Origin of the sequence: Streptomyces sp. NPDC005728, from assembly GCF_040630895.1 — a bacterium.
Taxonomy (GTDB): Bacteria; Actinomycetota; Actinomycetes; order Streptomycetales; family Streptomycetaceae; genus Streptomyces.
The window spans coordinates 1-11,097 of the sequence record NZ_JBEXYL010000170.1; the positions used below are offsets into that span (position 1 = coordinate 1).

An 11,097-nucleotide genomic window follows, 5' to 3' on the forward strand; every position below is an offset into this window, starting at 1 on the left:
GTGGAGCAGTTGGACGCGGATCCGGTGCGCTGTCTGGACGCGGACGCGTCGAAGGCGATGGTCGCGGAGATCGACCAGGCTCACAAGGACGGCGAAACGCTCGGCGGTGTGGTCGAGGTACTGGCCTACGGCGTGCCGGTCGGCCTGGGCTCGCACGTGCACTGGGACCGGCGCCTGGACGCCCGGCTGGCCGCGGCGCTCATGGGCATCCAGGCGATCAAGGGTGTCGAGGTCGGCGACGGCTTCGAGCTGGCCCGGGTGCCGGGCTCGAAGGCGCACGACGAGATTCTTGGCACGCCCGACGGCATGAAGCGGGCCTCGGGCCGTTCCGGCGGCACCGAGGGCGGCCTGACCACGGGTGAGCTGCTGCGGGTGCGGGCGGCGATGAAGCCGATCGCGACCGTGCCGCGTGCGCTGAAGACGGTGGATGTCTCCACCGGTGAGTCGGCGCAGGCGCATCACCAGCGTTCGGACGTGTGTGCCGTCCCGGCGGCCGGCATCGTCGCCGAGGCGATGGTGGCGCTGGTCCTGGCTGACGCGGTCGCGGAGAAGTTCGGCGGCGACAGTGTGCCCGAGACCCGTCGCAACGTCCGGTCCTACCTCGGCAACCTCCAGATCCGGTGAGCGTGCCGCAGGTCGTACTCGTCGGCCCGATGGGCGTGGGCAAGTCCACGGTCGGGCAACTGCTGGCCGAGCGGCTGGGTGCCGGTTACCGGGACACGGACGACGACATCGTTGCCGCCGAGGGCCGGACCATCGCCGAGATCTTCGCGGACGACGGGGAGCCCGCCTTCCGCGCGATCGAGAAGCGGGCGGTGCACCAGGCACTGGCCGAGCACGTCGGTGTCCTGGCACTGGGCGGCGGCGCCGTCCTCGACGCGGACACCCGGGCCCTGCTCGCCGGGCACCGGGTGGTCCACCTGTCCATGGACGTGGAGGAGGCGGTCAAGCGCACCGGCCTCGACACGGCCCGCCCGCTCCTCGCGGTCGACCCCCGCAAGCAGTGGAGCGAACTGATGGAGGCCCGCCGTCACCTGTACGAGGAGGTCGCCTCCACCGTCGTACCGACCGACGGCCGCACGCCCGAAGAAGTCGCCCAAGTCGCCCTGGACGCACTGGAGTTGAAGGAAGTATGAGCGAAGTCCGGGTTCCCGGGTCGAAGTCGCTGACGGCCCGCGCCCTGTTCGTCGCCGCGAGCGCCGCGGGCACCTCGACGGTGCACCGGCCCCTGCGGTCCGACGACACCGAGGCGTTCGTCGACGGACTGCGGCAGCTGGGGTACGGCGTCGAGACGGCCGACGACCGGTGGACGGTCCACGGACGCCACCCGGCCTCCGGCACCGGCGCGAAGGCCGCCGTGAGTCCGGCGGCCGGCCCCACGGACGTGTACTGCCGGGACGCGGCGACCGCCGCCCGGTTCCTGCCGGCGCTGGCGGCGCTCGGCGGTTCGACGGTGCGCTTCGACGCCTCCGCGCAGCTGCGCCGGCGGCCGCTCGGACCGGTCGTCGACGCCCTGCGGGCCCTGGGCGCGGACCTCGCCTACGAAGGGACCGCGGGCCATCTGCCGCTGACCGTGCGCGGTGGCGGGCTGCGCGGTGGAACGCTTCGGCTGGACGCCGGGCTCTCCTCCCAGTTCCTGACGGCGCTGCTGCTCGCCGGGCCGCTGCTGGACAGCCGACTGACCGTGCAGGTGACGGACTTGGTGTCGGTTCCCTATGTGGACATGACGCTCGCCCTCATGCGCCGCTTCGGGGCCCGGGCGACCCGGGAGGGCGACACCTTCACCGTGCTTCCCGAGCCCTACCGGGCCGGCGAGTACACGGTGGAGCCCGACGCGTCCACTGCGAGCTACTTTCTGGCGGCCGCCGCCGTCACCGGCCGCAGCGTCACCGTGCCGGGACTCGGAACCGGCTCCCTCCAGGGCGACGTGGAGTTCGCGCGGGTCCTGGAACGGATGGGCGCACGCGTCCGGCTGGACGCCGACCGGGTCACCGTCACCGGACCGGACCGGTTGCGCGGACTGACCGTCGCCATGCGGGACATCTCCGACACCATGCCCACCCTGGCGGCCATTGCCCCGTTCGCGGACGCCCCGGTCCTCATCACGGACGTCTACAACACCCGGGTCAAGGAATGCGACCGGCTTGACGCCTGTGCCGAGAACCTGCGGCGGCTCGGCGTGCCGGTGGAGACGGGCCGGGACTGGATCCGGGTCCACCCGGCGCCGCCCGGCGCCGCTCTCGTCGACTGCCGGGGCGATCACCGCATCGCGATGAGCTTCAGCATCACCGGGCTGCGCGTTCCCGGGCTGAGCCTGGACGATCCGGGATGTGTGAAGAAGACCTTTCCGGGCTTCCACGACGCGCTGGACGACCTGAGACGCCAGTGGGGCGACACCTCCCACAGGTCGGGCTGACGAGCCCGGAGGAATCCTCGCCCACCCACTTCGTAAACCGCCGACGACCATATCCGCCGATCAGCCCGTGCTCGCCGAGAATTCGAGCGCGGGCTATTCGGGGTGCCAGAATTTCCGCAGGTGGCGATGTATGCCGGCGCGCCCGGTGATGCCGGTTCAATTCCGAATCACTTCGCTTTAATCGCTTCCCAAGCCGGGGGCGCCTGGGTAATCTTCACGGAGTCCGATTCGGATTTCCCAGGAGCCGGGCCGCCGTCGCCGAGACGGGCCCCCGAAGCTCCGTTCCCCACCGCTCCCTCTCCGGTCACCTGCTGTTTCCGCCGAAGGGATGTCCGTGTCCCATTCCACATGCATCGAAGGGATGCCCATGTCCAATTCCGCCGCCTCCCCGGGGTTCGCCGACGCGGCCGAGCTCCGGCGCAAGAACCGCGCGACCGTCGAGACGTACATGAACACCAAGGGTCAGGACCGCCTCAAGCGCCATGAGCTGTTCGTCGAGGACGGCTGCGGCGGCCTGTGGACCACCGACACCGGTGCCCCGATCGTCATCAACGGGCGCGACCGTCTCGGCGAGCACGCGGTCTGGTCGCTGAAGTGCTTCCCGGACTGGGAGTGGTACAACATCCAGGTCTTCGAGACCGACGACCCGAACCACTTCTGGGTCGAATGCGACGGGCACGGGAAGATCTGCTTCCCCGGCTACCCGGACGGCTATTACGAGAACCACTTCCTCCACTCCTTCGAGCTGGAGGACGGGCGGATCAAGCGCAATCGCGAGTTCATGAACCCCTTCGAGCAGCTGCGCGCGCTGAGCATTCCGGTGCCCGAGATCAAGCGTGAGGGAATACCCACCTGACCCGCTTTCCCCAATGGGAGGGAAAATGGAAGACGTCTTGCGCGGAATAGAACTCCGCGAAGCCATGCAGCAGCCCGAGTGGAGTGACGCGGCACAGATCCAGCGCGTACGCGAAACGCTGGAGGCCCGGCCGCCCCTGGCCCGCGCCGAGGACATCCGCACGCTGAGCAGCGCCCTGGCCCGCGTCGCCGCGGGCGAGGCCATGGTCGTCCAGGCGGGCGACTGCGCCGAGGACGTGAACGAGCACACGCCGGGCTACGTGGCCCGCAAGATCGCGGTGCTCGACCTGCTCGCCGGCGCTCTGCGGATGATCACCCACCGGCCCATCGTGCGCGTCGGCCGGATCGCCGGTCAGTTCGCCAAGCCCCGTTCGAAGCAGACGGAGATGGTCGGCGACCTCGAACTGCCCTCGTACCGCGGGGACATGGTCAACGGTCCGGAGCCCGACGCGGAGAGCCGGCGCCCCGATCCGCTGCGCATCCTGGCCGGCTACATGGCCGCGAACGACATCGTGGACCACCTGGGCTGGAAGAACCGGCCCCTGGGCCAGAGCATCGAACCGCCGGTGTGGACCAGCCACGAGGCGCTGCTGCTCGACTACGAGATGCCGATGCTGCGCAGGGACGAGACCGGCCGTCTCTTCCTCGGCTCCACGCACTGGCCCTGGGTCGGCGAGCGGACCCGCCAGGTGGAGGGCGCGCACGTCGCCCTGCTGTCCCAGGTGGCGAACCCCGTGGCCTGCAAGGTGGGTCCGGGCATGACCCCGGACGAGCTCCTCGCGCTGTGCGAGCGCCTCGACCCGGCCCGGGAGCCCGGCAGGCTCACCCTGATCGCCCGGATGGGCGCGGACACGGTGGCCGACCGGCTGCCGCCGCTCGTCGAGGCCGTGCGCACCGCCGGTCACCCCGTCATCTGGCTGACCGACCCCATGCACGGGAACACCGTCTCGGCGCCGGACGGGAACAAGACCCGGATGGTGGAGACGATCTCGCGGGAAGTGCGCAACTTCCAGGCAGCCGTCGAGTCCGCGGGTGGCGTGGCCGGCGGTGTCCACCTGGAAACCACACCGGACGACGTCACCGAGTGCGCCTCCGACGAGGCCGCCCTCGCCTGCGTCGGCGACCGGTACACGAGCCGGTGCGACCCGCGGCTGAACCCGTGGCAGGCCCTCACCGTCATCTCGGCCTGGAACGGCTGACCCCGCCCACCGCCCGCCCCCGGACGCCCACGAACTGGAGAACAGGGCCATGACCGGCATACCGCCCATCGACCCCTACCCGTTTCCCACAGCGGGGGACCTCCCCGCCAACACGGCCCGGTGGACCCTGGATCCGGACCGTGCCGTCCTGCTCGTCCACGACATGCAGCGCTACTTCCTCGCGCCCTTCCCCGGCACCGTGCGCGACGAACTCGTCCGCAACGCGGCGCAGGTACGCGGCTGGTGCGCCGAACGGGGCGTCCCCGTGGCCTACACGGCCCAGCCCGGCGGCATGAGCGAACAGGAGCGCGGCCTGCTCAAGGACTTCTGGGGACCCGGCATGCGCACCACCCCCGCCGACCGCGAGATCGTCGGCGAACTGGCGCCGAGCCCGGGCGACTGGGTCTTCACCAAGTGGCGGTACAGCGCCTTCTTCCGCTCGGAGCTGCTGGAGCGCATGCGGGCGAGCGGACGTGACCAGTTGATCCTGTGCGGGGTCTACGCACACGTCGGCGTCCTGATGTCCGCCGTCGAAGCGTTCACCAACGACATCCAGCCCTTCCTCGTGGCCGATGCCGTGGCCGACTTCTCGGAGGAATACCACCGGCTGGCGATCCGGTACGCGGCCGAGCGCTGCGCCATGGTCGTCACCACCAAGGAGGTTCTCGCATGAGTGCGATCCCTGCCCCGAGAGACCTGCTCAGCCGGGTCCTGAGCGCCGACCCGGGCCCCTTCGCACTGCTGCACCGCCCCGAGACCACCGGGCCCGGCTTCCTGGACGTGCTCGTCGGCGACGTGTCGCTGCCCGCGTCGCTGGCGGACATCCCGCTGGCCGACGATCCGGCGGGCGGCACCTCCCAGGCTGCCCACGAGGCACCGGGGGAGGACGGCACCGGGGCGCGGCACGAGACGCTGGTCGTCATCCCGTACCGGCAGATCGCCGAGCGCGGGTTCGCCGCGGCCGACGACGGTGCACCGCTGATCGCGATGGCGGTGACCGCGCAGGAGACCGTGGGCCTCCCCGAGGCGCTGGCCCGCATCCCCGACGTGCCCACCGACCTGACCGGCGAGCACTTCGACCTGGACGACCAGGCGTACGCGGACACCGTGCGCCGTGTCGTCACGGAGGCCATCGGCGAGGGCGAGGGCGCCAACTTCGTCATCAAGCGCTCCTTCGTCGCCGACATCACCGCCTACGGCCCGCGCAGCGCGCCGGCCTTCTTCCGCCGCCTCCTCGAGCGCGAGACCGGCGCCTACTGGACGTTCCTCATCCACACCGGCAGCCGCACCTTCGTCGGGGCCTCGCCCGAGCGGCACGTCAGCCTCGCCGACGGCGTCGCGGTGATGAACCCCATCAGCGGCACCTACCGCTATCCGCCGTCGGGTCCCAGCCTTCCCGAGGTCATGGACTTCCTCGCCGACCGCAAGGAGGCCGACGAGCTGTACATGGTGGTCGACGAGGAACTGAAGATGATGGCCCGGATCTGTCCGGAGGGCGGCCGGGTCGTCGGCCCGTACCTCAAGGAGATGGCCCGGCTCGCGCACACCGAGTACTTCATCGAGGGGCGCACCGACCGCGACGTACGCGAGGTCCTGCGCGAGACCCTGTTCGCCCCGACCGTCACCGGCAGCCCGCTGGAGAGCGCCTGCCGCGTCATCGACCGCCACGAGCCGCAGGGCCGCGGCTACTACAGCGGCGTCGCGGCCCTCATCAGCCGTGACGGGAACGGTGGCCGCTCCCTGGACTCCGCCATCCTCATCCGCACCGCGGACATCGACGAGGGCGGCCGGGTACGGATCGGCGTCGGCGCGACCCTCGTACGCCACTCCGACCCGGAGGCCGAGGCCGCGGAGACCCGGGCCAAGGCCGCCGGGCTCATCGCGGCCCTGAAGTCCCGCAGCAACACCCGCTTCGGGGCGCACCCCAGCGTCCGAGCCGCCCTGGCCCGCCGCAACGACTCCATAGCGGACTTCTGGCTGCGCAGAACGGACGAGCGGGCGCAGCCCGTGGCCGGACTCGCCGGACGCGAGGTCCTGGTGGTCGACGCCGAGGACACCTTCACCTCCATGATCGCCCACCAGCTCGGCTCGGTCGGTCTGTCGGTGACCGTACGGCGCTTCGACGAGGAGTACTCCTTCGACGGGTACGACCTCGTGGTCATGGGGCCCGGGCCGGGCGATCCGAGCGAGTACGACCAGCCGAAGATGCGGCACCTCCACGCGGCGGTGAGCAGCCTGCTCGCCGAGCGGCGGCCGTTCGTCGCCGTCTGCCTGAGCCATCAGGTACTCAGCCTCAGGCTCGGCTTCGAGCTGCGCCGCAGGGCCGTACCCAACCAGGGGGTGCAGAAGGAGATCGACCTCTTCGGCAGCCGCGAACGGGTCGGCTTCTACAACACGTTCGCCGCCCACAGCAGCGAGGACAAGGTCGAGGCGGACGGCGTGGGCCTGGTGGAGGTGAGCCGGGACGTGGACAGCGGTGAGGTCCACGCGCTGCGCGGGCCGCACTTCGCGTCCATGCAGTTCCACGCCGAGTCGGTGCTCACCAAGGACGGGCCCCGGATCGTCGCCGCAGCCGTCCGGGAGGTACTGAAAGCATGAGCATCGCGATACCGGCGCCCGGCGTCCGGAGCGTGCAGGAATGGACCGACCTCGACCGGCGCGCGGTGGAGGTGGCCCGGGGACTGGCCGTGGACGCGGTGGAGAGGGCCGGCCACGGCCACCCCGGAACCGCCATGAGCCTGGCCCCCGCCGCGTACGTCCTGTTCCAGCGGCTGCTCCGGCACGATCCCGACGATCCCCGGTGGCCGGGCCGGGACCGCTTCGTACTCTCCTGCGGCCACTCCAGTCTCACCCTCTACACCCAGCTCTACCTGTCCGGTTACGGCCTGGAACTGGCGGACCTCAAGGCCCTGCGCACCGAGGGCAGCCGCACCCCCGCCCACCCCGAGTACGGTCACACGCCGGGCGTCGAGACGACGACGGGTCCGCTGGGCCAGGGTCTGGCCAACGCCGTCGGCATGGCGATGGCCGCCCGCCGCGAACGGGGCCTGTTCGACCCCGGCACCCCCGAGGGCCTGTCCCCCTTCGACCACACCGTCTGGGTCTTCGCCTCCGACGGGGACCTGGAGGAGGGGATCAGCCACGAGGCCGGTTCGCTCGCCGGTCACCAGAAGCTCGGCAACCTGGTCGTCCTCCACGACGACAACCGCATCTCCATCGAGGGCGACACCCGCATCGCCCAGTCGGAAGGCGTCGCGGCACGCTTTCTCGCCTACGACTGGCATGTGCAGTACGTCGACTGGACGACGCGGGACGGCGGTTACGAGGAGAACCTCGAGGCGCTGGAAGCGGCCCTCAGGGCCGCGCGTGCCGTCACCGACCGCCCGTCGCTCGTCCAGCTGCGGACCGTCATCGGCTGGCCCGCCCCGACCAAGCGGAACACCGGCCGGATCCACGGAGCGCCGCTGGGCGCCGAGGAGGCCGGGGCGGCCAAGGCGGCCATGGGCCTCGACCCGGAGCTGACCTTCCAGGTGCCGGACGACGTACTCGCCCACACCCGCGCGGTGGTCGCGCGCGGCCGAGCCGCCCGCGCGCAGTGGGACCGGCTCCACCAGGACTGGCGGTCCGTCCACCCCCGGCGGGCCGCCCTCTACGACCGGCTCTCGGCCCGGCGTCTGCCGGCCGGCTGGGAGGAACGCCTGCCGCGCTTCGAGGCGGGCGGGCGGATCGCCACCCGCAAGGCGTCGGGCGAGGTGCTGAACGCCCTGGCCGCGGTGCTGCCCGAGCTGTGGGGCGGCTCCGCCGACCTCGCCGAGAGCAACAACACCACCATGAAGGGCGAACCGTCCTTCGTACCCGAGGAGTACGCGACAGACGACTTCCCCGGGCACCGCCACGGCCGCACGCTGCACTTCGGCATTCGCGAGCACGCCATGGGCGCCGTCCTCAACGGCATCGCCCTGCACGGCGGCACCCGCCCCTACGGCGGCACGTTCCTGGTCTTCTCCGACTACATGCGTCCCGCCGTCCGGCTCGCCGCGATGATGCGTCTTCCGGTGACCTACGTGTGGACGCACGACTCCATCGGCCTCGGCGAGGACGGCCCGACCCACCAGCCGGTCGAACACCTGTGGTCGCTGCGTGGCATCCCGGGACTGGACGTCGTACGACCCGCCGACGCCACCGAGACCGTCGCCGCCTGGCGGACCGTCCTGGAACGGACGGACCACCCGGCCGGACTGTGCCTGACCCGGCAGACCCTGCCCGTGCTGGACCGCGGACCGGACAGCGGCCTGGCCGGCGCCGACGGCGTGGCACACGGCGGTTACGTGCTGGCCGAGGCCGCCGGCGGCACACCGCAGGCGGTGATCGTCGCCACCGGCAGCGAGGTGCACATCGCGCTGGAGGCACGGGCCGCGCTCCAGGCCGAGGGCCTGGCGGTACGGGTCGTGTCGATGCCCTGCCTCGAGTGGTTCCAGGAACAGAGCAAGGAGTACCGCGACACGGTGCTGCCTCCCGCGCTGCGGGCGAGGGTCTGTGTCGAGGCCGGCACCACGAACGGCTGGCACGCGCTGGCCGGAGACGCGGGCGAGACCGTGGGCCTGGACGAGTTCGGGGCCTCGGCCGCCTTCGAGGCCCTCTACGAGCGCTACGGCATCACAGCCGAGCGCGTCGCGGCCGCTGTCCGCGGCAGTGTGGCGCGAGCCGTACGCCAGGCGCGCGGCGACTTCTCGTGACCGTCGGCGCTCGCGCGCACATCCCTTCGCACAACGATCAGCTGGAGAGTCACATGCACAGGTATGCCGTCGTCGACGCGTTCGGGACGCAACCCCTGCACGGCAACCCCGTGGCCGTCTTCTTCGACGCCGACGACCTGCCTGCCGAGCGCATGCAGCGCATCGCCAAGGAGATGAACCTCTCCGAGACCACCTTCGTGCTCTCGCCGGAGAACGGTGGCGACGCCCGTATCCGCATCTTCACGCCCGTCAACGAACTCCCCTTCGCCGGGCACCCGATGCTGGGCACGGCCATCGCCCTGGGCGCCGAGACCGACAAGGACCGGCTCCGGCTGGAGACCGCCATGGGCACCATCCCCTTCGACCTGGAGCGGCGGGAGGGGACAGTGGTCGCCACCCGCATGCGGCAGCCGGTCCCCACCTGGGAACCGTTCGACCGGGCGGACGAACTCCTGGCGGCCCTCGGCATCGAGGCCTCCACCCTGCCGGTGGAGATCTACCGGAACGGCCCGCGGCACGTCTTCGTCGGATTCGAGTCCGTCGAGGCCCTGTCGGCCGTGAACCCCGACCACCGGGCGCTCGCCGGGTTTCCCGACATGGCGACCAACTGCTTCGCGGGCTCGGGCACGCACTGGCGCAGCCGCATGTTCTCGCCCGCCTACGGAGTGGTCGAGGACGCGGCGACCGGATCGGCGGCCGGACCGCTCGCCATCCACCTCACGCGCCACGGGCAGATCAGGCCCGGGCAGCCCATCGAGATCCTCCAGGGCGTGGAGATCGGCCGCCCCTCGCTGATGCTGGCCACGGCCGAGTGGACCGGGGACCGCATCACCTCGGTCGAGGTCGGCGGCAACGGCTCCTTCTTCGCCCACGGCACGGCACGCATCTGAGCGCACCCGCACCTGCGCACCGCACCACCGGCCGCGCACCCCGCGCGGCACCACCACTTCATGCACCACCACTTCATGCACCACCACTTCATGGAGACAACAGTGAGTTCGAGCCGTTCGGAAACCCTGACCGGGACCATCGACATCGAGTTCCCGGAGTTCGAGGCTCCGCCCGCCACTCCGGTCGCGCTGCTCCGCGACTGGTTCGACCACGCCGTACGCATCGGCGTCCGTGAGCCCAGGGCGCTGGCCCTGGCCACCGCCGACGCCCAGGGCCGCCCCTCGACCCGCATCGTCGCCGTGACCGAGATCACGGACGAGGGCCTGCTGTTCGCCACCCACGCGGGCAGCAAGAAGGGCCGCGACATGACCGAGAACCCCTGGGTCTCGGGAGTCTGGTACTGGCGCGAGACCAGCCAGCAGGTCATCGTCAGCGGGCGGCCGGAGCGGCTCTCCGCCGCCAAGTCCGACGCGATGTGGAACGGGCGCCCGGTCTTCACCCACCCGATGTCCACGGCATCCCGGCAGAGCGAGGACCTCGACGACGTGGCGGCACTGCGCAAGGAGGTCGACCGGCTCGCCGCCCTCGGCGGCCCGCTGCCGCGCCCCGAGGGCTACGTCGGCATCCTGCTGCGGTTCGAGTCCATCGAGTTCTGGGCCAACGGCCGGGACCGGCTGCACGAGCGGCTGCGCTACGACCGCGACGGCCAGGGCTGGTCGGCCCGCCGGCTCCAGCCGTGAGCCCCACCGGCACCCACGCCCGGCCGGCGACGGGCCGCACGGCCCCCTCCTGACCGCCGCACGGCCTCTCCTGAACGGCCGCGGCGCACCCCCTCCCCGACCGCCGCGGCGCACCCCCTCCCCGACCGCCGCGGCGCACCCCCTCCCGACGGCCGCCGTGCCTGGCACGGCGGCCCACACGGCTGGACACCACACCCCCGTACGCCCCCCCCGGTTGCCGCCGAATTGAATTTAACAATTTATTAAAACACATACACAAT

The 11,097-nt window shown here is 71.5% G+C and carries 10 protein-coding genes; all 10 read left to right on the plus strand.

Annotated features, from left to right (window positions below; all coding sequences use genetic code 11):
• Positions 1 to 624 (plus strand): chorismate synthase (gene aroC, locus ABZ471_RS45580; protein WP_359075057.1); only part of this gene is annotated, 624 nt, incomplete at its 5' end.
• A gap of 29 nt (positions 625 to 653) precedes the next feature.
• A complete protein-coding gene (locus ABZ471_RS45585) occupies positions 654 to 1,136 on the plus strand; it encodes a shikimate kinase (protein WP_359075066.1) in 483 nt (160 codons plus the stop codon).
• A complete protein-coding gene (gene aroA / locus ABZ471_RS45590; protein ID WP_359075058.1) occupies positions 1,133 to 2,416 on the plus strand; it encodes a 3-phosphoshikimate 1-carboxyvinyltransferase in 1,284 nt (427 codons plus the stop codon). Before ABZ471_RS45585 ends, aroA begins: the two co-directional genes overlap by 4 nt.
• 367 nt (positions 2,417 to 2,783) lie before the next feature.
• Positions 2,784 to 3,272 carry a phenazine biosynthesis protein gene (locus ABZ471_RS45595; protein ID WP_359075059.1) on the plus strand — a complete coding sequence of 163 codons (489 nt, stop codon included), beginning with the start codon at positions 2,784 to 2,786 and terminating at the stop codon, positions 3,270 to 3,272.
• Between the two features lie 25 nt (positions 3,273 to 3,297).
• The gene (locus ABZ471_RS45600) at positions 3,298 to 4,470 is read left to right on the plus strand and encodes a 3-deoxy-7-phosphoheptulonate synthase (RefSeq protein ID WP_359075060.1); all 1,173 of its coding nucleotides are present in this window, start codon (positions 3,298 to 3,300) and stop codon (positions 4,468 to 4,470) included.
• A 49-nt stretch (positions 4,471 to 4,519) separates the two neighbouring features.
• Positions 4,520 to 5,143: an isochorismatase family protein gene (locus ABZ471_RS45605; protein ID WP_359075061.1), complete on the plus strand. Its 624-nt coding sequence runs from the start codon at positions 4,520 to 4,522 to the stop codon at positions 5,141 to 5,143.
• On the plus strand, positions 5,140 to 7,068 hold the full coding sequence (locus ABZ471_RS45610; protein ID WP_359075062.1) for an anthranilate synthase family protein: 1,929 nt from the start codon (positions 5,140 to 5,142) through the stop codon (positions 7,066 to 7,068). Before ABZ471_RS45605 ends, ABZ471_RS45610 begins: the two co-directional genes overlap by 4 nt.
• Positions 7,065 to 9,206, plus strand: coding sequence for a transketolase (gene tkt / locus ABZ471_RS45615; RefSeq protein WP_359075063.1), 2,142 nt, complete (start codon positions 7,065 to 7,067; stop codon positions 9,204 to 9,206). The genes ABZ471_RS45610 and tkt overlap by 4 nt, the downstream gene beginning before the upstream one ends.
• Before the next feature lie 53 nt (positions 9,207 to 9,259).
• Positions 9,260 to 10,096 (plus strand): PhzF family phenazine biosynthesis protein, encoded by an 837-nt coding sequence (locus tag ABZ471_RS45620; RefSeq protein WP_359075064.1) that lies wholly within the window; start codon positions 9,260 to 9,262, stop codon positions 10,094 to 10,096.
• A gap of 60 nt (positions 10,097 to 10,156) precedes the next feature.
• Complete coding sequence (phzG, locus tag ABZ471_RS45625) at positions 10,157 to 10,837, plus strand: phenazine biosynthesis FMN-dependent oxidase PhzG (protein WP_359075065.1); 681 nt, start codon at positions 10,157 to 10,159, stop codon at positions 10,835 to 10,837.
• Positions 10,838 to 11,097: the final 260 nt, after the last annotated feature.

Excerpts from the sequence above, each read along its gene's own strand:
- aroA (WP_359075058.1), top strand. The coding sequence starts at position 1,133 with ATGAGCGAAGTCCGGGTTCCCGGGTCGAAGTCGCTGACGGCCCGCGCC.
- ABZ471_RS45600 (WP_359075060.1), top strand. The coding sequence starts at position 3,298 with ATGGAAGACGTCTTGCGCGGAATAGAACTCCGCGAAGCCATGCAGCAG.
- tkt (WP_359075063.1), top strand. The coding sequence starts at position 7,065 with ATGAGCATCGCGATACCGGCGCCCGGCGTCCGGAGCGTGCAGGAATGG.
- ABZ471_RS45585 (WP_359075066.1), top strand. The coding sequence starts at position 654 with ATGGGCGTGGGCAAGTCCACGGTCGGGCAACTGCTGGCCGAGCGGCTG.
- phzG (WP_359075065.1), top strand. The coding sequence starts at position 10,157 with ATGCACCACCACTTCATGCACCACCACTTCATGGAGACAACAGTGAGT.
- ABZ471_RS45610 (WP_359075062.1), top strand. The coding sequence starts at position 5,140 with ATGAGTGCGATCCCTGCCCCGAGAGACCTGCTCAGCCGGGTCCTGAGC.
- ABZ471_RS45605 (WP_359075061.1), top strand. The coding sequence starts at position 4,520 with ATGACCGGCATACCGCCCATCGACCCCTACCCGTTTCCCACAGCGGGG.
- ABZ471_RS45595 (WP_359075059.1), top strand. The coding sequence starts at position 2,784 with ATGTCCAATTCCGCCGCCTCCCCGGGGTTCGCCGACGCGGCCGAGCTC.
- ABZ471_RS45620 (WP_359075064.1), top strand. The coding sequence starts at position 9,260 with ATGCACAGGTATGCCGTCGTCGACGCGTTCGGGACGCAACCCCTGCAC.